The organism is Cryobacterium sp. TMT1-62 (genome assembly GCF_004403145.1).
Lineage (GTDB): Bacteria > Actinomycetota > Actinomycetes > Actinomycetales > Microbacteriaceae > Cryobacterium > Cryobacterium sandaracinum.
On sequence record NZ_SOGZ01000047.1, the window covers coordinates 16,754 to 38,808 of the forward strand.

The window sequence follows — 22,055 nt, forward strand, 5'->3', positions numbered from 1 at the left end:
GCGGACGATGGTTGCGGCCATCAACGCGGCATAGGTGTCGAGCAGACGGCGCGCGCCGGCCATCCGCTTCTGGCCGGCCAAAGCCTCGGCGTCGGGAAGAGTCGCGAGGTCGGCGCTCGAGGAGCCCAGCAGGGCGACGGCGTCGGCCGCCTGCCTGAGGTCATCCGCGAGGTTCGTCATGTTATGAGGATACTTTAAGGAGCACACGTAGTCGAGTGTCACTCACCTTTTGTGGATAAAAGTTTCGTATCTTTGTTCAACCGCCCGGCTGTTTGGCCGCGCGGCGCCACCGATGATCGTTTGCAGCGTCAGCGGTGAGCCTGCTTCCACACCCTGCGCCACGAAAGCCGAAGGCGGCCTCCCGGGGATGAGCCCCGCCGAGACCGCCATCAACGGACAAGCGCTCAAGCGCTCAACACGCCAGCGCCAGCACCTGAGCCCCTACGAGCCCACGCGATCCAGGCGCGCCACGCCGATCTTCGAGTCGGCCATGCCGTAGAACACGAACAGCTGCCCCGCGATCTCCTCGATCGCGGTCGGAAACACCACGTTCGGCACGATGCCGCTGATCTCATCGGGCGTCTCCGCCTTGAGCAGCGGCTCCGACGTGCGCTTCAGCACGATGGTCGGGTCGTCCGCGTCGAGAATCATCGCTCCGGCCGAGTAGTTCACCTTCTGCTGCTGCGAGAACGCGCCGTCGATGGTTCCGGTGACGCCGTGGTGCATCAGCAGCCAGCCCTCCGGCACCCGCAACGGGGCAGGGCCGCCGCCGATCTTCAGCTCTTCGAACGCGAACTCCGGCCCGGCCAGGAAACGGTGGCCGCTCCAGAAGGTGAGCTTCGAGATGTCGGCGAGCACATCCGCGACCGGCAGATAGCTGATCCAGATGCTCTGCCGGGTGTCGGTGACGCCGGCGGGAACACGGATGCCCTCACCCGGCTTGACCTCGCCCAGATCCCACATCGGGCGGTGCAGCACGGCGAAGCACTCGACTCCATTCGGGCCGGCGACCGGCTCCGGGAAGAACACGGTGTCTTTGTTGTGGAACAGGTTCAGGTCCATGTCCAGCGTGTCGTCGAAGGCGAACAGCGCCGGACCGAGCCGGCGCCACTCGCGCAGGTCCGAGGACACGGCAACGGCCGTGCGCGGGCCGAGGGGGCCGTAGGCGACGTAGGTCATCACGTGTAGGCCGAGCCGGGGAACGAAGGTGATCCTGGGATCTTCCACTCCGGCGTTGTTCGCGCCGCGCTCCCAGCCGCGGTCCGGTGCAAGAACGACACCCTCGCGTTCGACGCCCGTGGGTACGCCGTCGGTGATGATGACCTTTGCGAGTCCGACGCGGGAGACGTTTCCGGTGGCGACCAGTCGGGGGAGCAGATACAGAGTGCCGTCGGCAGAGTGCCCTGTGCCGGGGTTCAGCACCCCCTCGGCCTCGAGGTCGTTGCCCGCTTCGGGCGTCATGATGACGCCCATTCGGGTCAGGGTGTAGGGGAATTCAGTGGGGTTGGGCATTTCTAACCTTTCACGCCGGAGCCGATATTGTTCGACACGAAGTGCCGTTGGAAGAGGAGGAACAGGATCACAGCAGGGGCGGCCAGGACGCAGGCCCCGGCGAGAACCGCCCCGAACGGGTTCGCCGCTGTGGCGGCGATATTGCTGAGGTAGTTGGCGAGTGACACGGCGAGAGGCTGGAGGGACGCTTCCTTGGTGATCAGGAACGGCCAGAGGAATTCGTTCCACGGTCCGATGAAGGTCAGCAGCACGACGGTCAGCAGGGCCGGCCGCACCAGAGGCAGGGCGATCCGCCGCAGGATCCGCAGTTCGCCGGCGCCGTCGATGCGGGCGGCATCGAACAGATCCTTCGGAATCTGCAGGAAGTACTGCCGGAAGATGATCACGGCAGTCGAGTTGATGGCGAACGGCAGGATCATGCCCAGATAGTTGTCGGCCAGTCCGTAGTCCCGGGCGATCATCACGTAGAGCGGGATCATCAGCAGCTGGAACGGCACGACCTGCACGAGCAGTGCGAGAGCGAAGGTGACACCGCGTCCGCGCCACTGCAGCTGGGCGAGGGCGTAGCCCACTAGAACACCGAAAACCACGGTGAAGAGAATGACGCCACCCGTGAAGATCCCCGAGTTGAGCAGCCCCTGCAGCAGGTTGATCCGGCTGTTGATGTCACCGTAGTTGTCGAGCGTCAGGTTGGCGGGGTTCGGGAACGCGCCGGCGACAGTCGGGTCCGGTTCCTTCTGGAGCGAGCCGATGACCATGTAGTAGAAGGGGAACAGGAACACAAGCGCCCCGACCGTGAGCACCACACCCCGCAGGATGTTCTGCCCGCGGCTCATGATTCGTCACCGCCTGCAAGCTTGCGCTGGATGAACGCGAGGATGAGAACTCCGATCACGAGGATGACGCCGATCGCGGCCGCCGTGTCGGGCGACCCCTGTTCGATCCCGCGCTGGTACATCATCAGCACGGGTGACGAGGATGCCCCGTTCGGGCCGCCGCCGCCGGTGAGCAGGTACGGCTCCGTGAAGAGGTTGGCGCCGGTGACCGTCGAGAGCAGCAGCACGAGCACAGTCGCCGGGCGTACGCCCGGCACGGTGACCGAGAAGAAACTTCGGATCCTGCCCGCGCCATCCGTTGAAGCGGCCTCGTACAGTTCCTCCGACACGTTCTGCAGGGCGGCCAGGTAGAGCAGAATGAAGAATCCGAGGCCCTTCCAGGTCACGAAGATCGCGATGGTGGGCATGGCCCAGTCCTCGTTGATCAGCCACGCCGGATCGGGCGCGAGCGGCCCGAGAATCTGGTTCACGAGGCCGTTGCCGCTGAACAGGAAGATCCAGACGCCGACGACGGCGACGCTCGCGGTCACGTAGGGCACGTAGTAGGCGACGCGCAGGAAGGTGCGGAACCGCACGGCCTTGTTCAAGGCGGTGGCGAGCATGAGCGAGAGGATGACCGTCAACGGCACGTTGATCAGCAGGAAGACTCCCACGTTGCCGAAGGAACGGATGATGGCCGGGTCGGCCAGCACTTCTCGAAAATTGTCCAGGCCGACGAATGGCCGGTCCACAGCGGCGCCGGGTGCAGCGAAGAAGTAGTCGTGGAACGACATCCAGAAGGCGAAGACCAGCGGGTAGGCGAAGACGGCCAGAACGAAGATGAGGTAGGGGGCGCTGAGCAGGAGCCCGAATGGGTTCTTGCCCAGAAGGGGGTGTTTGCGGCGGCGGGGGCCCCCGCCGGGAGGAGTTGTGCTCCTCCCGGCGACGGTCCGACTCGCGGTTGACTGGGACATCCGTTACGGCTTGGAGATCAGGGTTTTGATCTTCTCGGCGGCGGAGTCGAGGGCGGCGGGGATCTCACCCTCGCCGGTGATGACCGACTTCGTGTACGCGTCGCGGAAGGCCTGCCAGGCGGCGACCGAGCTGGAGACGTTGGGAACCTCGACCATGCGGGATGCCTGGTCGCCGAACTGCTCGTAGGCCGGGTTGGCCGCGAAGTACTCCGGGTACACCGTTGGGAGGTCTTCGCGGAGCGGCATCTGGCCGGTCAGCTCGAGAAGCTGTCCGTCCTGGTCCTCGCTGGTGGCGAATTTCAGCACATCCCAGGCGGTGGCCTGGTTCTCGCAGGCCGTGAACATTCCGACGTTCTTCGCGTCACTGAACGTGTAGGTTTCCTCGGCCGGAGTGCCCTCGCTGGTGGGAACGGGAACCGCACCCCAGTTCACGGCGTCCTTGTACACCGACACGGCCCACGGGCCGACGATGGACATCGCGGCCTGGCCATCGGCGAACGAGTCGCCCTGGTACTGCTCTTTGCCGGCAAGACCCTCGGCGTACAGGGTCTTCCAGAACTCCGCGACCTTCGCGCCGTCCTCGTCGTTGAAGGTGGCCTCACCGTCTTCGATCAACTGCGTGCCACCGGTTTCGGCGGCGTAGAGCGGGTAGAAGTCGAACCAGCTCTGGAAGAACTGACTGGTCGGGGCCGGGTAGATGGCGTTCGGCGCGGCGCCGCTCTCGACGAGGGTGCGCGAGGTGGCGAGGAATTCGTCGTAGGTGGCCAACTGGGGGTTCTCGGCGTCGAGTCCGGCGGCGGTGAACATGTCCTTGTTGTAGAAGATCATGACGGGGTTGGACTTCCACGGCATCTGGAAGTACTTCGCGTCGGCGCCCTGGTACTGCTCGGCCGTGTCGCCGCTGCGTGCCTCGATGTAGGCGGCGCCGTCCTCAAAGCTGGAGAGGTCGACGAGACCACCCTGCTTCTCGAACTGCGGCACCGCGACCGGGGCCGTATTGAATACGAGGCAGGGGGCGTTGCCGGCCGTGATGGCGGCACCGATGACCTCCTCGCTGCTCTTACCGGCCGGGATTTCCTGCGCCTTCACCTTTTCATCCGGGTTCTCGGCGTTCCAGGCCTCCACCATCTGCTTGCCCCAGGCGATCTCGGTTTCGTTGTTCGAGTACCAGATCGTGATCGGCCCGCGGTTGGTGGCCGCGTCACCCGTCGTCCCCCCGGACGCGCAAGCGCTCAGTGCCAGGGCCACTGTGGCGGATGCCGCCGTAACGGTGAGAATCCGCTTGGCCATTCCATTGCTGTGCATGTGGTGCTCCATTTCTCAAAACCCGCAGCAGCCTTGCTGCGGTAAACATGTGTCAGCGCTGTGGGTCAGCCGTGGGGCGGGGCGGTCGACCCGCGCACCACGAGCCGGGCCGCCGGGAGGTCCACGTCGTCCGCCGAGCCGTTCTCCATCAGGGCCAAAAGCGTGCTCGCCGCCGCGCGCCCCCACGCCATCGGTGCTGCGCTGACGGTGGTCAGGGGCGGGTACACGTAACGGCAGAAGTCGATGTCGTCGTAGCCCGTGATCGAGAGGTCGTCGGGGACCCGCACGCCCAGCTCGTGCGCCATGCCGAGACCGGCGATGGCCATCGGGTCGTTGGCGTAGACGATCGCAGTCGGGGGCGTGTCCTGGATCAGGAGGCGCCGAGTGGCATCTGACCCGGCGCCCACGGAGAAATCGGTCTCGACGGTCTGCCCCTCCGGCAGGCCCGCCTCGCGCAGGGCGGCGGCGAAGGCCGCGCGCCGGCGGCTGCCGTGCAGCAGCGTCGAGCTGCCCGCGACGTGCGCGATGCGGCGGTGGCCGAGGGTGGCGAGGTGAGCGACGGATGCCATCACACCCGGTGTGTCGTCCACGGTCACCGCGGGGAAGGGGCTGGGCCCGTCGGGGCGTCCGAGCGTGACCGCCGGCAGACCCAGCTCGGCGAGGAGCGGGATGCGCGGGTCGCCGTGGCGGAGGTCGCTGAGGAAGACCCCGTCGACGCGCCCGTCGGCCACGAGTGAGCGGTAGGTCTTCAACTCGGTCTCCTCGTCGGGAACGACGCTGAGCACGAGGGCGCGACCTTCCGGGGCAAGAATGCTCTCGACGCCCGCGATGAAGGAGGGAAAGAACGGGTCGGAGGCAAGCACGTCCGGGTTGCGGGCGATCACGAGGCCGAGCGCGTAGGACCGCTGCGTGGAGAGCGACCGGGCGCGGAGGGACGGCTTCCAGCCCAGCTCCTTGGCGACCTGAAGGATGCGCACCCGGGTCTCGGGGGCGACTCCGGGCCGGTTGTTGAGGGCGAAGGAGACGAGGCCCTTGCTGACGCCGGCCCGCTTGGCGACCACCTCGATGGTGACCTTTGGGGGGTTCGCGACCGACTTCGCGGCGGACTTCGCGGCGGACTTCGTGGTGGACTTCGTGGTGGACTGAGCGGTGGGCTTCACGGTGGTGGTGGCAGGAATGTTCGCAGGCACGTTTCTGGGCCTCCTCATTGACAGCCGACCCAACCTGAACCGATTTAGACAGGCTATACCGGTTCAGTTTCCCCCGTCAAGGGGGCGGCTTCGATTACAGCCGGTCCGATTGAACCCAGGCCGGGGAAGGCCTAGATTGTGCGCAAATGGACTGGTTCGGGGCCGGAGAATACGAGATCGCGCGGCAGGTGCTGCAGCGCGGGGTGGCTGCCTGCTACCTGATCGCCTTCGTTTCGGCCGTCAACCAATTCCCCGCGCTGCTCGGCGACCATGGCCTGCTCCCGGTGGCCCGTTTTGTGGCCCGCGTGAGGTTCAGCGCGTCGCCGAGTATTTTCCACTGGCATTACTCCGACCGGATGCTGCGTTCCCTCGCCTGGTCCGGCGCCGCCGTGGCGGGCACGCTCGTGGCCGGCCTGCCGCAGCTCGGGTCGCCCTGGCTGCCGATGGTCGCTTTCCTCCTGCTCTTCGTGGGCTACCTGTCGATCGTCAACGTCGGCCAATCCTTCTACTCGTTCGGCTGGGAGAGTCTGCTGCTGGAGGCCGGTTTCGTGGTGGCCTTCCTCGGCTCCGAGCAGGTGGCCCCTCCGCTCTTCGTGATCCTGTTCTGCCGCTGGCTGCTCTTCCGGCTGGAATTCGGCGCCGGCCTGATTAAGATCCGCGGCGGCCGGGAGTGGCGAGACCTGACCGCCCTCTACTACCACCATGAAACGCAGCCGATGCCGAACCCGCTCAGTTGGTTCGCACACCATCTGCCCCCGTGGTTCCACCGCGGGGAGGTGATTGGCAACCACTTCGCGCAGCTGGTCGTGCCGTTCTTCCTCTTTGCGCCCCAGCCCGTCGCATCCGTCGCGGCCCTGATCGTGATCCTCAGCCAGTTCTGGCTGGTGCTCACCGGCAACTTCGCCTGGCTGAACTGGATCACCATCGTGCTGGCCTTCTCTGCCGTCGACGACGCCACGCTGCGCGCGGTGCTGCCGTGGCTGCCGGCCGGGGAGGCCGCACCGGATGGCCCGCTCTGGTTCGTGATCGTGGTCAGCCTGGTCACCTCCCTGCTCCTGGTGCTCAGCTACTGGCCGCTTCGCAACCTGGTCGCCCGCCGGCAACTGATGAATGCGAGCTTCAACCGGTACCACCTGGTGAACGCCTACGGTGCGTTCGGCACGGTCACCCGGCAGCGCCACGAGGTGGTTGTCGAGGGCAGCGACGCCGCCGACCCGACCGACGAGACGGGCTGGCGCGCCTACGAATTCCGCGGCAAGCCCGGCGACCCCGAGCACCGGCCCCGCCAGTTCGCGCCGTACCACCTGCGCCTGGACTGGCTGATGTGGTTCCTGGCGCTCGGCGACCCGGGCACCCGCTGGTTCGAGATGTTCCTGGCCCGCCTCCTCGAGGGCGACCGACCCACGCTGCGGATGGTGCGGGTCAACCCGTTCCCGCAGGCCCCGCCCCGCTACGTGCGCGCCCGGGTCTACCGCTACCGCTACTCCACTCCGGACGAACGCCGAGAGACCCGAGAGTGGTGGGTGCGCTCGGAGGTCGGCCTGCTCGTGGCCCCCATCACCCTGGCCTGGAGGTCCCGTGCCTGACGTCGACGTGGTTGGAGCCGGGCCCACGGGCCGGAGGCGGCGCTCGTCCTGGCCCGGACCGGGCTGAGCGTGCACGTCACCGAGCGGGAAAGCCGGCCCGCCGGCGCCCAGCGGACGGAGAAGCTGAGCATCGTCGACGGCATCTTGGAAGACGCCGGTTCCTTGGCTCTACCTCTGCTCGGCCTCCACCCCGCCGGGCCCGGCCGTGCGCGGCATGAACGGCAGGTAGGCCGCCACCCTGGTCGCGCCCGTCTGGCTGCGATTCCACCGTCGTTTCGGCGGAGAGCCAGAACGAGGGGTGAATGTCCGAACCGCACCGCCCGGCTGCACGGGCGGTGATCTGGCACATCCGGCGACACGCGAGCTCGGCCGGGCCTGACCCACGACTGAGCCGGGACGCCGCTACTCGTCGTCGGGGCCAGGCGGCAGCACCTCGGGCGCCCGAAGCTTGTCGATCTCGCGGCGTTCGCGCTTGGTGGGACGGCCGGCGCCGCGGTCCCGCATCGGGAGGAGCGCCACCTCCTCGCGCGGGGGCGGCGGGGGAGTCTGGTCGACGAAGCACTCCGCCGCGACTGGCGCGCTGACCCGTTTGACCATGATCTTCGACACGACCAGGATGCGGTCGAAACCGCTGATGCGCACCCGCACCTCGTCGCCGATCCGCACGGTCTGCGCGGACTTGGCCCGCTCGCCGTTCACCTTGACGTGACCGGCTCGGCAGGCGGCCGTGGCCTGGGAACGGGTCTTGAACATCCGCACGGCCCAGGTCCAGCTGTCGACACGGGCGGTGGTCAGAGGCTCCATCCCTCGACTCTACGGCGCGCAGGCCCGAACGGCCCGCACCCTAGAAAGGCCCGAGCTTCCCCCAGGCGATCAGCAGCATGGTCACCAGGAATCCGGTCAGGAAGTTGAGCCAGAGAAAACGCGTCCAGCCGGCGTTCGCGGTCTCGGACCGCTCGTCCGACACCGACCGGAACGGCCAGGCCGCCAGAATGTAGGGCACCGCGAGCACCGAGGCCAGCAGCCCGGGCCAGCCGGTCACAAGCATGAGCAGTCCGGCCAGGGCCCAGAATGCGATCGCGAGGCGCACGGTCCGCGCGGCGCCGAGCGCGGTCGCGATCGAGGCGATGCCGCCTTCCCGGTCGGGCACGACGTCCTGCACGGCGCCGAACGCGTGGCTGGCCATGCCCCAGAGGAAGAACGCGGCGAGCAGGGCAACCAGGCCGGGCGTCACGACGGCGCCGGCCACCACGAGACCGTAGACGGCGGGGCTGACGAAGTGGGTGCTCGAGGTGATCGAGTCCACCATCGGGCGCTCCTTGAACCGCAGTCCCGGAACGGAGTACGCGGCCACCGCGAACAGGCTCACGGCCAGAATGAACCATGACCACGGATGCTCCGCGCCGGCCAGGACGAGCATCACCACCAGCATGGGCACAGCCGTCACGATCCCGGAGACGAGCACCGTGCGGTGAAGGACCGGGTCCAGCATGGCTCCCTCGACGCCGCCCTTGCGCGGGTTGCGCAGGTCGGACTCGTAGTCGAAGACGTCGTTGATTCCGTACATCAGCAGGTTGTACGGAATGAGGAAGAAGAGGGTGCCCACCAGCAGCAAGGCGTCCACCCGGCCGGTCGTCACCACATACGCGGCGGCGAACGGGAACGCCGTGTTGATCCAGCTCAGCGGCCGTGACGAGAGCAGCACCTGCCGGGTCTTCCAGAGCGGTGGGGTGCGAGTCTCAGTCATTCGGTTTTCTTTCCAGCAGAGCCCAGAGCGCGGGCAGCAGGAGCGCTGCCGCAACGGGATAGGCGAAGTCTTCGATCGGGGCCAGGCCGATCCGCAATCCAAAGATGCGGCTGGGATCGTAGTCGACCAGTCCGACCCCGATCATAATGCTGTCGAAAACGGCCGTGAGCACGAGCACGGCGGCCATGGCGATCCCGGCGGCACGGATGCTGTGCCGGGAGAGCCTGCCGCGGCGCACGGCCGTGAGGAACACAGCCGTGGCGAGCAGAAGGAAGACGGTGTTCAGGAGCAGGTAGGTCACCCGTCGCTCCCCTCGTCGACGCCGGCCCGTTCGGCCCGGGAGCCGAGCAGCAGGCGCGCCCCCTGCACGGCGTTCATGGTGAGGTAGCAGAGGAAGGTGAGGAAGAAGAACTCCTCCACGGGCAGCTCCGGGGCCAGCTGCAGACCGGTCATCAGGGTCGTCTCGCCCCGGTAGAAGATGCCCAGGCCGATTCCGAAGAGGTCCCAGACGAGGAAGTACACCAACCCGACGCCGAGCACGATGGCAGCTCGCACCGGGTTCCGCCAGAAGAACAGCCGGAAGCGACGGTCGAGCAGCACCATCGCCCCCAGGCTGAGAAGCAGGGTCAGCAGATACGCGAAGGTCACAGCACTACCGGATTCACTGTGCTGCCGAAGTCACTGGGCTTCCGGCAGCGGCGCCCGCACGGAGTTCGGCAGCGGTTCCGGGAGCGGTCCCGTGCTCGTGTCCGAGTTGATCCGCTTGAGGAGAATTTCAGCGCTGATCAAGCACATCGGAAGTCCGATGCCCGGGATGGTGGTTCCGCCGGCGTAGAACAGACCGTCGACCTTCGCGGAGGCGTTGGAGCCGCGCAGGAATGCGCTCTGCCGCAGGGTGTGCGCGGGGCCGAGGGCCCCGCCGCGCCAGGAGTTGAGGTCGTCGGCGAAGTCGCCGGGTCCCACCGTGCGGCGCACCACGATCCGCTCCGCCAGGTCGGGAATGCCGGCCCAGTCGCTGAGCTGTTTGACGGTGTCATCCGCGATCTTCTCGATCGCGGCCGAGCCTTGGCCGTTGATCCCGCCGTGGCCGAGGCCCGGGTCGGCGGGGATCGGCACCAGCAGGAACATGTTCGTGTAGCCCTCAGGGGCGACTCCCGGGTCGGTGGCACTGGGCATACAGGCGTAGAAGGAGGCCGGCGAGGGCACGCTGGTCTTCTTGCCGAAGATACGGCCGAAGTTCTCGGCCCAGTCCCTGGTGAAGAACAGGCTGTGATGTTTCAGCTCGGGCAGGTCTCCCCTGATGCCGAGCATCACGAGCACGGCGCCCGGACCGGAGACGCGTTTCTGCCACCAGCGCTCGGGGTAGGTCTGCGCGGATGCCGGCAGCAGCTCGGTCTCCGTGTGGTGCAGGTCGGCGGCCGAGACGACCGTGTCGGCGTCGAGGGTGACACTGGTGCCGTCGCCCGTGCGATAGCTGACCCCGGCGACGGCGGTTGCGGCGCCCGGGGTGGTGTGGATCGCCGTCACAGTCGCCTCGGTGATCACGGTCACGCCCTGAGCTTTCGCGATGTCGGCGATGCTGTCGATCAGCCGAGTGAACCCACCCTGCGGGTAGAGCACGCCGTCGGCCATGTCGAGGTGGCTCATCAGGTGGTACATCGACGGGGTCTGGTCGGGCGAGGAGCCGAGAAACACGGCCGGGTAGCCGAGGATCTGGCGCAAACGGTGGTCCTTCACATAGCCGGCCACGAACTTGTCCAGCGGCTGCAGCAGCAGTCGGGCCAACCGACCGAGCCGCTTCAGGACATCCGGAACCAGCAGGGGTGTGAAGGAGGCGAAGCTTGTATACAGAAACCGTTTGACTGCCATGTCATACGTCTCTTTGGCCGAGACGAGGTAGCGGTCGAGGGCCGCGCCCGCACCGGGTTCGAGGCTTTCGAACAGACGGATGTTGTCGGCCCGCTCGGCCGCGATGTCCACCGGCTCCGTCGTGCCCTCGAAGAAGACCCGGTAGCCCGGGTCGAGGCGGGTCAGGTCGAGCTGTTCCGCGGAGGATGTGCCGAACAGCCGGTAGAAGTGGTCGAACACCTGCGGCATCAGGTACCAGGACGGCCCGGTCTCGAACCGGAAGCCGTCGACGTCCCAGAAGCCGGCCCGGCCGCCGAGGGTGGCCTGCGCCTCGAGCAGGGTGACCTGGTGGCCGTCCCGGGCCAGCAGCGCGGCGCTGGCCAGTCCGGCGATGCCGCCGCCGATGACAACGGTGTGCCTGGTCGGTGCGCTCATCGCTTCCACGCTCCCGGTCCGAACGACGCGGTGAGTGCAATCATGATTTTCTCCGGATCCGGCACCCGTACCCGGGCGCTCATCAGTTCTCGCGCGGGGGTGACTCGCAGCTTCGCCGACAAGCGGGCGAAGAGGTGGTGTGCAGCGGTGACCGCGCGGCGGCTCCCCACCGGGAGCATGGGCAACACGCGGGCCGCCGCGTCGAGGTCGGCGTCCATGTCGTCGAGGAGTTCGTTCTTCTGTGTTTCGGTCATGGTCAGCAGGTTCACACCGGGAAAGTAGTTGCGGCCGAGGGCGTCCCGGTCGGCGGCGAGGTCGCGCAGGAAGTTGACCTTCTGGAAGGCCGCGCCGAGGCTCCGGGCACCGGCCTCGAGAACCTGGAGCTCATCGGTCGTGCACCGCGTGTCCTGCACGAAGCAGCGCAGACACATCAGCCCGATCACCTCGGCCGAACCGTAGATGTACTCGGCCACTCCGGCCGCGTCGAACGGCGACGGGTCGAGGTCCCGGCGCATCGAGGCGAAGAAGGGTGTGGTCAGGCTGGTGTCGATTCCGGCTTCCCGGGCGGTCGCCGCGAAGGCGTGCACGACCAGATTGGTGCTGTAGCCCGACCCCATCGCCTGGCTGGTCTCCCGTTCGAGCGCGTCCAGCAGGTCGCGCTGGCCGTCCACGTTCACGCCGGCCTGGCTTGCGGCGCCGTCCACGATCTCATCGGCGACCCGGACCAGGGCGTAGATGGTGCGCACCTGGCTGCGCACGCGCGGCTCGAGGAGACGGGCCGCGAGGCCGAACGAGGTGGAATAGTGGCCGATGACCGTGGCGGAGCTGGCCCGGGCCGCGGCGTTGTACTTCGCGATGCCGGTGTGGTCGTCGGGGCTGTCACGTTTCATCGGCTGCGATTCACGGCGGTGCCTGCCAGGGTGGTGAGCAGCGCGCGCAGGGGCGCCGGTACGGCGGCCGTGTCGAGCGCGGCCACGGCGCGAGTGCAGTGGTCGGTGGCCAGCTCATCCGTTGCCTGCAGGGCACCGCAGTCACGAAGCAGGCCGCGCACGGTGTCCGCTTCCGCCTCGGTGAGGTCGGCCTTGCCGATGAAGGGGGCGATCTCTGGCCAGCCGCGGGTGGTGCCCGCGTGGGCGATCAGGGTCGTCTGCTTGCCTTCCCGCAGGTCGGTGAGCACGCTTTTGCCGGTCTTCTCCGGGTTGCCGAAGACCCCGAGAACGTCGTCGGTCAGCTGGAAGGCCACGCCGATCAGGCGGCCGTAGGCGCCGAGCACGTCGATCGCCTCGGCCGAGCCGCCGGCCAGGATGGCGCCGGCCTGCAGGGGAGCCTCGAACGAGTAGACCGCCGTCTTCTGCTCCAGGGTGGAGATGACCTGGGCCACCGTGAGCGGATGCTTCGACGCGGCGTTGGTGACGTCCGCCAGTTCCCCGGCAGCGGAGACGAACACCGCTCGATCGAGCAGGTCGAGCAGGCGGCCGCGCAGTTCGAGCTCGACCGGCAGCATCGCGAGGGCGCGGTGGGCCTCGCTCAGCGCCAGGTCGCCGGCCAGGATCGCGGCCGTCGCGGCCCACGCCCCGGCCTGGTCGCCGGCTCCGTGGGCGAGGGCGCGCTCGGTGAACTGCCCGGCGATGTTGGCCACGCCGCGGCGGGCGAGGTCGTGGTCGATCACGTCGTCGTGGATCACGAAGGCCGTGTGCAACAGTTCGAAGCTGACCGCGACCGGAGTGGCCAGGGTGAGGTCGGTGCCGCCGAGGCCGGTGAACGCAGCCAGCACCAGTGCGGGGCGCACACGCTTGCCGCCGCTGCTGGCCTGCTCGAGAGAGTCCCAGAGCGCGACATAGTGTTCGCCGTAGTCGCTGGCACGCAGGCGGGCGGCGGCGAAAAAACGCTGCAACTCCGTCCCTACCCCGAGCGCCTGAATTTCATGCATCGAAACTGGTCAATTCCTGGAGCTGCAGCCCCAACCAGGGGCTGAACGCCCACGGGGCGTCCCGCACCGAGCGCTGCAGGGCGGCCGGCTCCACCCAGGCAAATTCCATGACCTCGTCCGGGTTGGGTACGGGTTCGCCGGTGGCGCGGGCCAGGTAGACGGGGCAGATCTCGTTCTCGACGATGCCGCTGCTGTCGACGGCGCGGTAGCGGAAGTCAGGCAGGGTGACCGTCAGGTTCGCAATCGAGAGTCCGAGCTCGAACAGCGCGCGCCGCTCGATGGCAGCGGGAAATTCCTCGCCCGGGAGCGGATGGCCGCAGAAGGAATTGGTCCAGACGCCCGGCCAGGTCCTCTTCGACAGGGCGCGTCGGGTGACGAGAACCTCGCCGGCCGGATTGAGCACGTGGCAGGAGAAAGCGAGGTGGAGCGCGGTGTCTGTGTCGTGCACACTGAGCTTCGGGGCCGTGCCGATTTCGCGGCCGGACTCGTCCAGCAGGACCACGAGTTCTTCGAGCACTTCGACCGGCCGCATTAGCCATCCCTTCGGGTGATTCAGTCAAGATACCGGAAAATACCTAATCTGATTAGCCAAATGCGAGGCTAGCACGGGGCCCTGTCCGAACCGTCCATTGAGGGGCGTCGGGAGGCCCGCACGGAATCCGTCGGCCGCACGCTTAAACTCGTGGGGTGCCCACCCCCGCTGCAGACCATGTCAACGCCCTTCTCGCCTCGTACCAGGATTTTCCGCAAGTGGGCATCCTCTTCCGCGACCTCAACCCGGTGTTCGCCGACGCCGCCGCTTTTCGAGCGCTGATCGACGAGCTCGCCGGCCGGTTCCAGGGTGAATTCGACGCGGTGGCCGGCATTGAGGCCCGCGGCTTCCTGCTGGCCGCGGCGATCGGCTACGCGGCGGATGTCGCCGTGCTCGTCGTGCGCAAAGGTGGCAAGCTCCCCGGATCGGTGCTGAGCGAGGAGTACGACCTCGAGTACGGCTCGGCCTGCCTCGAGCTCGAGATCGGCCAGCTCGCGCCGGGTTCCCGCGTGCTGGTCGTCGACGACGTGCTGGCCACCGGCGGCACGATCGCCGCGACCGCCCGGCTCATCGAGCGCGCCGGCTACCGCCTGACCGGCGTCGGCGTCGTGCTGGAGCTGACCGAACTGGTCGGCCGAACGCGCCTCGGCGACGCTCCTGTGCACGCCATCGTCGCCCTCTAGCCCGCCCAGGTACCCACCCGGCGCGGCTCGCTCGTCGTGGCGCACCCTTCGAAAGCCGGCACACGTCCTACCGTGCGCCACCATCCAAAGCCTGCGCCGCGAGTCGAACGCAACTCAACACGGTGCGTATTCACGGGACCGTGGCGCATGCTTGAGCCATGAGCACAAACGGTGACGGGTGGGTGTACGGGCCCGACGGCCGCAAGTTTTGGGGTCTTTTCGGGGCGGCCGGCCTGCTCGTGCACCACGAGGAGCTGGGGGTGCTGCTGCAGCACCGCGCGCTTTGGAGCCACCAGGGTGACACCTGGGGGCTGCCCGGCGGGGCGCGCCACGAACACGAGAGTGCGCTCGAAGCGGCTCTGCGGGAGGCCCGTGAAGAGGCCGGCGTGCCCCCGGAGCTGGTCTCCGTGCAGTTCAGCTCCGTGCTCGACCTCGGTTTCTGGTCGTACACGACGGTCGTGGTGCGCGCCACGAAGCGCTTCGAACCCGTGATCAGCGACCAGGAGAGCATCGCGTTGCGCTGGGTACCGCGCCACGAGGTCGACGCGCTGCCGCTGCATCCGGGCTTCGCCACCAGCTGGCCGGCCCTACTCGCCCGCCTCTGAACCCGCACCGCCATTAAACCCGCACCACCTCGCCCGGTGACTTGTCCGGCCGCCAACCGCGCCAGACCGGGTGGCGCGCTCGCCCCGTGCTGGTCCATTCGGAGAATTCCACCTCGCCCACCAACACCGGGCGCACCCACCGCGCATCGCGGGCGCCGGCGGGCGGGATGCCGGTGAAGGGGTTGTCCACCGCAGCGATGGCATCCAGTCGCGCCCGCAGGTCCTTGAGGTCTGCGTCCCGGAACCCGGTGCCGACCCGGCCGATATAGGTCAGCGTGTCTCCGTTCGGAATCCCCAGGAGGAGGGAGCCCACGGTGTCGGCTCGGCGCCCGTTGCCCGGTCGCCACCCGCCGATCACCGCCTCCTGGGTGCGATGGTGCTTGATCTTGATCCACGATCGGGACCGCCGACCGGCCTCGTAGCGCCCGTCCCGGGTCTTGGCGACGATCCCCTCGAAGCCAAGCTCGCTGCTGGTCGCCACGGCCTGGGTGGAGTCGCCCGTGAAGACCGGCGGCACCTGCACCGCACCGGACCCGGTGACAATCTCCTCGAGCACGCGGCGCCGGGCCGTGTACGTCAGGTCGAGCAGCGGCTCCCCGTCACGTTCGAGCACGTCGAAAGCCAGAAACCGCACCGGGGTGGATGCCTCGGCCGCTTCGATCTGTCGGCGACCGGTCAGGCCCAGCCGCGTCTGCAGCAGCCCGAAGTTCGGCCGCCCGCCCGCGTCCATCGCGACGATCTCCCCGTCGAGCACCGCAAAGTCGGCCGAAACCGCTCCCGGCAACGCGCGCACCAGCTCGGGATACGCGTGCGTGATGTCGCTGCCGTTCCGGGTGAACAAGCGCACGTCCGGGCCTAGGCCGGCGGCTCCGAGATAGGCGAGCGCGCGGATGCCGTCCCACTTCATTTCGTAGGTCCACTCGTCGTCTTCGGACAGGTCGGCGATGGAACCGGGCGTGGCAAGCATGGGCCCGTATTGTGTGCGGCGTGCGGACCGGCCGCCCGTTTTGGCCGTCGCGCCCGCCTCGGTGCCCACGTCCCCGGCCCGCCGGGCCGGCCGTGTCTTCATCAGGTGGATCAGCCAGTTCCGGTCGGCCACGTCCGTGCCCTTCGTGCGGATCAGGGCAAAGCGCCGCGTGCCACCGAGCCTGCCGCCCGGTTCGCCGTGCAGCACGGCGATCACCTCGTCATCCCGCCACTTCTCCAGCTCGTAGCTGCCGTGGTCCCAGATGCTCATGGTGCCGGCCCCGTATTCGCCGGCCGGGATATCACCCTCGAACGTGGCGTATTCGAGCGGATGGTCCTCGGTGCGCACGGCGAGCCGATTCTTCGCCGGATCGGTCGGCACCCCGCGCGGCAACACCCACGACGTCAGCACCCCGTCGTGCTCGAGCCGAAAGTCGTAGTGCAGGTTGCGGGCGTGGTGCTCTTGAATGACGAATGACCGACCCCCGGATGCGTCCGGCGCACCGGTCGGCATCGGCTCCGAGGTGCGGGAAGCGTCTCGTTTGCCGAGGTAGACGGCCAGCGCACCGGCTCCCGCCCCGGCGCCTTTACCGGTCTCGTCACCGGCACCACCGGCATCCGTGGTGCCCCGGCCGGAATGTGCCTCGAGCAGCGCGGCCAGCGGGTCCCCGCTACGCTGCACCCGGTGCATCGCCTGCTTGTAGTCGATCTGTGCGAGCCCGGGGGAGGCCAGTTCCCGCCAGGTGCGCGGCATGGCCACCATCGGATGCAGCGTTCCGCGCAACGAATACGGGGTGATGGTCGTCTTGTGGGCGCTGTTCTGGCTCCAGTCCACGAACACCCGCCCCGGTCGATGAGCCTTCTTCATATCGCTGACGATGAGGTCCGGATGGTCGGCTTCGAGCGCGCGGGCCAGCTCGTGTGCGACCTGGGAGACCTGGTCCGAGGTGTGCGTGAGGTCCAGCGGTGCGTAGAGGTGGATGCCCTTCGACCCGCTGGTGACCGGCAGCGGGTCCAGGCCCATGTCCCGCAGGATGGCCCGGGCCAGACGGGCGACCTCCGCGCACTCGTCGAGGGTGACCCCGTCGCCGGGGTCCAGGTCGATCACCAGTCGGTCCGGGTTGCGCGGGCGTCCACCCCGGCCGAACTGCCACTGTGGAACGTGGATCTCCAGCGCCGAGATCTGGGCGAGCCAGGTCAGCGTCGCGAGGTCGTTGACCAGCGGGTACTCGCTCACGTGGTTCGAATGCTGGATCGGCCGGCGTTTCACCCAGCTCGGCGTCGCCTGGTCCAGGTTCTTCTGGAAGAACACGTGTCCGGGTGCGTCCCGGGTGCCCACACCGTGTACCCACCTCTTCCGGGTCGCCGGGCGGTTCGCGGTGTGCGGGATCATCACGTCGGCGATGAACGCGTAGTAGCCGAGAACGTCGGCCTTCGTGGTCCCCGACTCCGAGTAGAGCACCTTGTCGAGATGCGTGAGTGTGATCCGGTGTCCGCCGACGGTGACGACCTGGCGGGAGTCAGGGGAGGGCGGCCGCTCGTTCATAGCTCCAGCATGCTCTCGCGGCCACAGCGTGCCTAGCCCTCTCGGCGCACCGGGTGTGTACTGAAGTGATGAGATCGATCTGGAAGGGCGCGATCACCTTCGGGCTGGTCAATGTGCCCGTCAAGGTCTACAGCGCCACCGAAGACCACGACGTCGCCCTGCACCAGGTGCACGACGCCGATGGCGGGCGCATCCGTTACCAGCGCCGGTGCGAGCGCTGCGGACGGGTCGTCGACTATGCGCACATCGACAAGGCCTGGGACAGCGGCGACAAGACGGTTGTCATCACCGACGAGGATCTGCGCACGCTGCCGGCCGGGAGAAGCCGCGAGATCGAGGTCGTCGAGTTCGTGCCGAGCGACCAGCTCGACCCGATCATGTTCGAGCGCAGCTATTTTCTCGAACCCTCCGGCTCACCCAAGGCCTACGTTCTACTGCGCGGCGCTCGACGCCACCGACCGCACCGCGATCGTGCGGTTCGCGCTGCGGCAGAAGACCCGACTCGGTGCCCTCCGGGTGCGCGGGGACGTGCTGCTGCTGCAGTCGCTGCTGTGGGGCGACGAGGTGCGGGCCGTTGAATTCCCGATGCTCCAGGAGTCGGTGCGCATCTCCGCCCAGGAGCTCGAGCTTTCGGCCGCACTGGTTGACTCCTTCGCCGCCGAGTTCTCGCCGCAGGATTTCCGGGACGACTACCAGGACCAGCTCCGCGAACTGCTCGAGGCGAAGCTCGCCGCGGGCGAAGCCCTCGACACCGAGCTCACCTTCGGCCGCGAACCCCGGGAAGGCGAGGAAGGCGGGGGAGAGGTGCTCGACCTGATGGAGGCCCTCCGCCGCAGCGTGGAGCGCAGCCGCGGCCAGGCGAAGCCGGGCGCGTCGGATAAATCCGAGAAACGCGCCGACAAGGGGCATAAACGGGTGTCGGGAAACTGACGAGGCCGCATTCCGGTTCGGCCGCCGCGTCGGTAGACTCGATGATTGTGACAGGGGCAGAGGGAACCGGCGTCAGCTCAAAGGTGATCACCCTGCCCAATCTGCTCAGCATGCTGCGCCTTGCGCTGGTGCCGGTCTTTCTGGTCGTGTTGGTGCGGGGAGAGGATGCCTGGGCGCTCCTGGTGCTGATGGTCGCCAGCCTCACCGATTTCCTCGACGGCTACCTGGCCCGAAGGTTCGGCCAGATTACGCGGCTCGGCCAGCTGCTCGACCCGGCCGCCGACCGGCTGTACATCTTCGCCGCCCTCCTCGGACTGGCCTGGCGCGACCTGATGCCCTGGTGGATCGTCCTGGTCATCGTGGGACGGGACGTGTTCCTGCTCGGACTCGGCGTCATCCTCGCGAATTACGGATTCGGGCCTCTGCCCGTTCACCAGCTCGGCAAGGTCGCGACCTTCTGCCTCTTCTACGCCCTGCCGATGATCATGCTGGGAGAGGCCTTCCCCACGGTGTCCTGGTGGTCGCTCCCGGTGGGCTGGGCCTTTGGCATCTGGGGAGCGTTTCTTTACTGGTGGGCAGGCATAATCTACGCCGTCGAGACCGTCCGGGTGATTCGCATTCCGCGGGCAATTCAGCCCGTTCCATCCGATACGCTGGAGGACCAGGAGGTGTACGGTGAACGATTCCAAAAAGACGAATGAACCCCAGCGCAAGGCCGCGCCCGATAACTATTCCAATACCGACACGACGATGACGTTCGGGCAGGAATTCGCGGCCCAGCTGGCATCACTCGACGGTGACGTCACGGCCGAAGAACAGGAAGCCATCGCGGCTCTGCCCTCCGGCTCGGCGCTGCTCGTTGTCCGGCGCGGCCCGAACGCCGGCGCTCGTTTCCTGTTGGATGCGGACGTGACCACTGTGGGCCGTCACCCCAATGCGGACATCTTCCTCGACGACGTCACGGTATCTCGTCAGCACGCGGAGTTCCTGCGCCACGAATCCAAGTTCGAGGTGAAAGACCTGGTGTCCCTCAACGGCACGTATTTCGACGGGGTCCGCATCGACACCGCGCTGTTGCACGACGGCGCCGAAGTCCAGGTCGGTAAGTTCCGGCTGACGTTCTACGCCTCGCGGCACGACCTCAAGCTTCAGGCGAGCGAGTAGTGCCCGCGTCCGCAGCCCAGGCCAGAGCGCCGGGCGCGACGTCACTGCTCAGCATCGGACAGGTGCTTGCCCGGCTCACGCCGGAATTTCCGGAACTGACCCCGTCCAAACTTCGGTTTCTGGAGGAACAGAGACTGGTCGCGCCGGCGCGCACGGAGTCTGGCTACCGCAAATTCTGCGCCGGTGACCTGGACCGGCTGCGCCTGGTCCTCTCCATGCAGCGCGATCACTACCTCCCCCTCAAGGTCATCCGGGGCTACCTGGCCGACCTTGACGCGGGCCTCTCGCCGACCCTGCCCGGCGGGGTGACGCCGGGACCGTCGATGCTGTCGATCGCCCGCCGGCTGGACCGCGACGAACTGCTGCGCGAAGCAGGGGCCTCCGCGATGCTGCTGCACGACGCCGTTTCCGCATCGATCATCCTGCCGGCCGACTTCTACGGCGACGACGCGCTCAGCGTGCTGCGGGCCCTGGTCGAACTGCAGCGCAGCGGAATCGAGCCCCGCCACCTGCGCGGATTCCGTGGCGCGGCCGAACGCGAGCTCGGCCTGATCGAGAGTGCCCTCGTGCCGCTCTCCCGCCGTAAAGACGCATCGAGCCGGGCTAAGGCCGCCGAAATGGCGGTCGAGATCGCCGGCCAGCTCGAAGTGATCCGCGGCAGTCTAATCCGTTCTGCCCTGGGGCGCCTGACCAAGTAGTCGAGCCCGACACGCCAATTTACTCGACCGGATGTCGTTGATCAGGACGGTCCGCCTCGGTAGCGTGGATGCAGCGATCATCCGTATCGCAGACCCACCTCCGAGAGGCCATCGTATGAGCGAGCTGAATCAGCGTGACGATGCCTCGCGCTACGGACTCGGCCTTCTCTTCACCGACGGAATGCCCGAGCTCGACGACAACCTCGGCTACCGTGGCGCCGTGGCGGCCCGGGCCGCCGGAATCAGCTACCGTCAGCTCGACTACTGGGCCCGCACCGACCTGGTCCAGCCCACCGTGCGCGGTGCTGCCGGCTCGGGTTCCCAGCGTCTCTACGGCTTCCGGGACATCCTGGTTCTCAAACTGGTCAAGCGGCTCCTCGACACCGGCATCTCCCTGCAGCAGATCCGCACCGCGGTGAACCAACTGCGCGAGTCGGGGGTCAGCGACCTCGCCCAGACCACCTTGATGAGCGACGGCGCCAGCGTCTACCTGTGCACCTCCGACGATGAGGTCATCGACCTCGTCAGCCGCGGTCAGGGCGTGTTCGGCATCGCCGTGGGCAAGGTGCTACGCGAGGTCGAAACGAGCCTGGTCGAACTGGAGACCCTTCCGATCGACCCGTCGGACGAGCTGTCCCTTCGCCGGGGCAGCCGCAAGGTCTCTTAGCGGAGCGTTCACACGCAGTCGACACGATCGGCTGACGCTGTGCGGCTGACACTATCCGGTCAACCTATCCGGTCAACGTTGTCCGGCTGACGCTCCCTGGCTAGTGCTGTTCCGCGTACTCGCCGATGCGGGCCGTGCGCAGCACGCGTTCGAGCAACTGATCGAAGTAGCGCGCCATTTCCTGGGCGCTGTCGCCGGGCCAGGTGTGCAGCGGCTTCGCTGCGCCCTGCGCCTGCTGAAGCGAGGTGCGTTCCGGCAGTTGCGGGCTGAGTACGAGCGGGCCGAACATGTCGCGGAGTTCCTTGATCCGGAACTGGTGCTCGAGAGACGCCACGCGGGCACGGTTGACGATGATACCGAGCGGCTGCAGACGAGGGCTGAGTCCGCGGCGGATCTCTTCGATCGCGCGCAGCGCCCGGTCGGCCGCGGCCACGGAGAACAGGCCGGGTTCGGTGACCACGGCAACGCGGTCACTGGCCGCCCACGCGGTGCGGGTAAGGGCGTTCAGCGACGGAGCACAGTCGATCAGAACCAGGTCGTAGTCCTTTTCGACCGTGGAGAGTGCCTCTTCGAGCTTCCAGATGTCGCGGATGCTCGGGTGCGGCCCGTCGAAATTAATGGCCGACGGGCTGCCGATCATCACGTCGATGGTGCCGGGGCGGCCGCGCGTCCAGCCGCTGGGAACGATGGCGGCGCGAACGATCTTCTCCTTGGGAGAGGCGAGCACATCGGCGATGTTGAGGTGGCCGGTGACCTCGATGTCCATTCCGGTTGACACATCCGACTGCGGATCAATGTCCACCACCAGGGTTCGCACGCCGCGGGCGAAGGCAGCGGACGCCAGACCCAGGGTTACCGTGGTCTTGCCTACTCCTCCCTTGAGGGAGCTAACGCTTAGTACGTGCACAAGTAGATACGTTAC

General features: G+C 67.6%; 22 protein-coding genes and 1 pseudogene. 8 read left to right on the top strand and 15 right to left on the bottom strand.

Going from position 1 to position 22,055, the window contains the following annotated elements:
* Nucleotides 1-441: 441 nt before the first annotated feature.
* From E3T34_RS13880 to E3T34_RS13900, 5 genes are all read right to left on the bottom strand, one after another.
* Nucleotides 442-1,512 carry a glycosidase gene (locus E3T34_RS13880; protein ID WP_104099315.1) on the bottom strand — a complete coding sequence of 357 codons (1,071 nt, stop codon included), beginning with the start codon at nt 1,510-1,512 and terminating at the stop codon, nt 442-444.
* A 2-nt stretch (nt 1,513-1,514) separates the two neighbouring features.
* Complete coding sequence (locus E3T34_RS13885; RefSeq protein WP_104099316.1) at nt 1,515-2,348, bottom strand: carbohydrate ABC transporter permease; 834 nt, start codon at nt 2,346-2,348, stop codon at nt 1,515-1,517.
* Nucleotides 2,345-3,301 carry a carbohydrate ABC transporter permease gene (locus E3T34_RS13890; RefSeq protein WP_104099317.1) on the bottom strand — a complete coding sequence of 319 codons (957 nt, stop codon included), beginning with the start codon at nt 3,299-3,301 and terminating at the stop codon, nt 2,345-2,347. Before E3T34_RS13890 ends, E3T34_RS13885 begins: the two co-directional genes overlap by 4 nt.
* A 3-nt stretch (nt 3,302-3,304) precedes the next feature.
* Nucleotides 3,305-4,591 (bottom strand): extracellular solute-binding protein, encoded by a 1,287-nt coding sequence (locus tag E3T34_RS13895; protein WP_104099318.1) that lies wholly within the window; start codon nt 4,589-4,591, stop codon nt 3,305-3,307.
* Nucleotides 4,592-4,671: 80 nt separating this feature from the next.
* The gene (locus E3T34_RS13900; protein WP_241977418.1) at nt 4,672-5,796 is read right to left on the bottom strand and encodes a LacI family DNA-binding transcriptional regulator; all 1,125 of its coding nucleotides are present in this window, start codon (nt 5,794-5,796) and stop codon (nt 4,672-4,674) included.
* A gap of 146 nt (nt 5,797-5,942) precedes the next feature.
* Here E3T34_RS13900 and E3T34_RS13905 point away from each other — a divergent pair, with 146 nt between their 5' ends.
* Nucleotides 5,943-7,382 (top strand): lipase maturation factor family protein, encoded by a 1,440-nt coding sequence (locus tag E3T34_RS13905; RefSeq protein WP_134343336.1) that lies wholly within the window; start codon nt 5,943-5,945, stop codon nt 7,380-7,382.
* A gap of 402 nt (nt 7,383-7,784) precedes the next feature.
* Here E3T34_RS13905 and E3T34_RS13910 read toward each other — a convergent pair whose 3' ends face one another.
* From E3T34_RS13910 to idi, 8 genes are read right to left on the bottom strand one after another with little or no spacing between them, the layout of a single operon-like run.
* Complete coding sequence (locus E3T34_RS13910) at nt 7,785-8,186, bottom strand: RNA-binding S4 domain-containing protein (RefSeq protein WP_104099321.1); 402 nt, start codon at nt 8,184-8,186, stop codon at nt 7,785-7,787.
* 40 nt (nt 8,187-8,226) lie between these two features.
* Nucleotides 8,227-9,129 carry a prenyltransferase gene (locus tag E3T34_RS13915; protein ID WP_104099322.1) on the bottom strand — a complete coding sequence of 301 codons (903 nt, stop codon included), beginning with the start codon at nt 9,127-9,129 and terminating at the stop codon, nt 8,227-8,229.
* Entirely contained in the window at nt 9,122-9,430 is a 309-nt protein-coding gene (locus E3T34_RS13920; protein ID WP_104099323.1) for a lycopene cyclase domain-containing protein, read from the bottom strand. Before E3T34_RS13920 ends, E3T34_RS13915 begins: the two co-directional genes overlap by 8 nt.
* On the bottom strand, nt 9,427-9,777 hold the full coding sequence (locus tag E3T34_RS13925) for a lycopene cyclase domain-containing protein (RefSeq protein WP_104099324.1): 351 nt from the start codon (nt 9,775-9,777) through the stop codon (nt 9,427-9,429). The genes E3T34_RS13920 and E3T34_RS13925 overlap by 4 nt, the downstream gene beginning before the upstream one ends.
* A gap of 30 nt (nt 9,778-9,807) precedes the next feature.
* Nucleotides 9,808-11,412 carry a phytoene desaturase family protein gene (gene crtI / locus E3T34_RS13930; RefSeq protein ID WP_134343337.1) on the bottom strand — a complete coding sequence of 535 codons (1,605 nt, stop codon included), beginning with the start codon at nt 11,410-11,412 and terminating at the stop codon, nt 9,808-9,810.
* Nucleotides 11,409-12,302, bottom strand: a complete 894-nt coding sequence (locus E3T34_RS13935; protein ID WP_134343338.1) for a squalene/phytoene synthase family protein — start codon at nt 12,300-12,302, stop codon at nt 11,409-11,411. The genes crtI and E3T34_RS13935 overlap by 4 nt, the downstream gene beginning before the upstream one ends.
* Complete coding sequence (locus E3T34_RS13940; RefSeq protein ID WP_104099327.1) at nt 12,299-13,342, bottom strand: polyprenyl synthetase family protein; 1,044 nt, start codon at nt 13,340-13,342, stop codon at nt 12,299-12,301. The genes E3T34_RS13935 and E3T34_RS13940 overlap by 4 nt, the downstream gene beginning before the upstream one ends.
* On the bottom strand, nt 13,335-13,874 hold the full coding sequence (gene idi, locus E3T34_RS13945) for an isopentenyl-diphosphate Delta-isomerase (protein ID WP_104099328.1): 540 nt from the start codon (nt 13,872-13,874) through the stop codon (nt 13,335-13,337). Before idi ends, E3T34_RS13940 begins: the two co-directional genes overlap by 8 nt.
* Nucleotides 13,875-14,029: 155 nt before the next feature.
* Here idi and E3T34_RS13950 point away from each other — a divergent pair, with 155 nt between their 5' ends.
* Nucleotides 14,030-14,557, top strand: coding sequence for an adenine phosphoribosyltransferase (locus tag E3T34_RS13950; RefSeq protein WP_104099329.1), 528 nt, complete (start codon nt 14,030-14,032; stop codon nt 14,555-14,557).
* Between the two features lie 158 nt (nt 14,558-14,715).
* On the top strand, nt 14,716-15,162 hold the full coding sequence (locus E3T34_RS13955; RefSeq protein WP_104099545.1) for an NUDIX hydrolase: 447 nt from the start codon (nt 14,716-14,718) through the stop codon (nt 15,160-15,162).
* Nucleotides 15,163-15,175: 13 nt separating this feature from the next.
* Here the strand turns inward: E3T34_RS13955 and E3T34_RS13960 are convergent, their stop codons facing one another.
* Nucleotides 15,176-17,674 carry an ATP-dependent DNA ligase gene (locus tag E3T34_RS13960; protein WP_134343339.1) on the bottom strand — a complete coding sequence of 833 codons (2,499 nt, stop codon included), beginning with the start codon at nt 17,672-17,674 and terminating at the stop codon, nt 15,176-15,178.
* A gap of 68 nt (nt 17,675-17,742) precedes the next feature.
* On the opposite strand from E3T34_RS13960, the pseudogene E3T34_RS13965 reads away from it, so the two are divergent.
* From E3T34_RS13965 to E3T34_RS13985, 5 genes and pseudogenes are all read left to right on the top strand, one after another.
* Nucleotides 17,743-18,604: pseudogene (locus tag E3T34_RS13965) on the top strand (Ku protein).
* A 47-nt stretch (nt 18,605-18,651) separates the two neighbouring features.
* Nucleotides 18,652-19,305, top strand: a complete 654-nt coding sequence (locus E3T34_RS13970) for a CDP-alcohol phosphatidyltransferase family protein (protein ID WP_255409007.1) — start codon at nt 18,652-18,654, stop codon at nt 19,303-19,305.
* Between the two features lie 49 nt (nt 19,306-19,354).
* On the top strand, nt 19,355-19,768 hold the full coding sequence (locus E3T34_RS13975) for an FHA domain-containing protein (RefSeq protein ID WP_134343398.1): 414 nt from the start codon (nt 19,355-19,357) through the stop codon (nt 19,766-19,768).
* Nucleotides 19,768-20,466: a MerR family transcriptional regulator gene (locus tag E3T34_RS13980; protein ID WP_104099540.1), complete on the top strand. Its 699-nt coding sequence runs from the start codon at nt 19,768-19,770 to the stop codon at nt 20,464-20,466. Before E3T34_RS13975 ends, E3T34_RS13980 begins: the two co-directional genes overlap by 1 nt.
* Before the next feature lie 115 nt (nt 20,467-20,581).
* Nucleotides 20,582-21,133, top strand: a complete 552-nt coding sequence (locus E3T34_RS13985; RefSeq protein WP_104099539.1) for a MerR family transcriptional regulator — start codon at nt 20,582-20,584, stop codon at nt 21,131-21,133.
* Between the two features lie 100 nt (nt 21,134-21,233).
* On the opposite strand, the gene E3T34_RS13990 is transcribed toward E3T34_RS13985, so the two are convergent.
* Entirely contained in the window at nt 21,234-22,040 is an 807-nt protein-coding gene (locus E3T34_RS13990) for a ParA family protein (RefSeq protein WP_104099538.1), read from the bottom strand.
* Nucleotides 22,041-22,055 lie beyond the last annotated feature (15 nt).

Excerpts from the sequence above, each read along its gene's own strand:
- E3T34_RS13935 (WP_134343338.1), bottom strand. The coding sequence starts at position 12,302 with ATGAAACGTGACAGCCCCGACGACCACACCGGCATCGCGAAGTACAAC.
- E3T34_RS13975 (WP_134343398.1), top strand. The coding sequence starts at position 19,355 with ATGACGTTCGGGCAGGAATTCGCGGCCCAGCTGGCATCACTCGACGGT.
- E3T34_RS13955 (WP_104099545.1), top strand. The coding sequence starts at position 14,716 with ATGAGCACAAACGGTGACGGGTGGGTGTACGGGCCCGACGGCCGCAAG.
- E3T34_RS13885 (WP_104099316.1), bottom strand. The coding sequence starts at position 2,348 with ATGAGCCGCGGGCAGAACATCCTGCGGGGTGTGGTGCTCACGGTCGGG.
- E3T34_RS13905 (WP_134343336.1), top strand. The coding sequence starts at position 5,943 with ATGGACTGGTTCGGGGCCGGAGAATACGAGATCGCGCGGCAGGTGCTG.
- E3T34_RS13960 (WP_134343339.1), bottom strand. The coding sequence starts at position 17,674 with ATGAACGAGCGGCCGCCCTCCCCTGACTCCCGCCAGGTCGTCACCGTC.
- E3T34_RS13940 (WP_104099327.1), bottom strand. The coding sequence starts at position 13,342 with ATGCATGAAATTCAGGCGCTCGGGGTAGGGACGGAGTTGCAGCGTTTT.
- E3T34_RS13880 (WP_104099315.1), bottom strand. The coding sequence starts at position 1,512 with ATGCCCAACCCCACTGAATTCCCCTACACCCTGACCCGAATGGGCGTC.
- E3T34_RS13985 (WP_104099539.1), top strand. The coding sequence starts at position 20,582 with ATGAGCGAGCTGAATCAGCGTGACGATGCCTCGCGCTACGGACTCGGC.
- E3T34_RS13890 (WP_104099317.1), bottom strand. The coding sequence starts at position 3,301 with ATGTCCCAGTCAACCGCGAGTCGGACCGTCGCCGGGAGGAGCACAACT.
- crtI (WP_134343337.1), bottom strand. The coding sequence starts at position 11,412 with ATGAGCGCACCGACCAGGCACACCGTTGTCATCGGCGGCGGCATCGCC.
- E3T34_RS13910 (WP_104099321.1), bottom strand. The coding sequence starts at position 8,186 with ATGGAGCCTCTGACCACCGCCCGTGTCGACAGCTGGACCTGGGCCGTG.
- idi (WP_104099328.1), bottom strand. The coding sequence starts at position 13,874 with ATGCGGCCGGTCGAAGTGCTCGAAGAACTCGTGGTCCTGCTGGACGAG.
- E3T34_RS13895 (WP_104099318.1), bottom strand. The coding sequence starts at position 4,591 with ATGGCCAAGCGGATTCTCACCGTTACGGCGGCATCCGCCACAGTGGCC.
- E3T34_RS13915 (WP_104099322.1), bottom strand. The coding sequence starts at position 9,129 with ATGACTGAGACTCGCACCCCACCGCTCTGGAAGACCCGGCAGGTGCTG.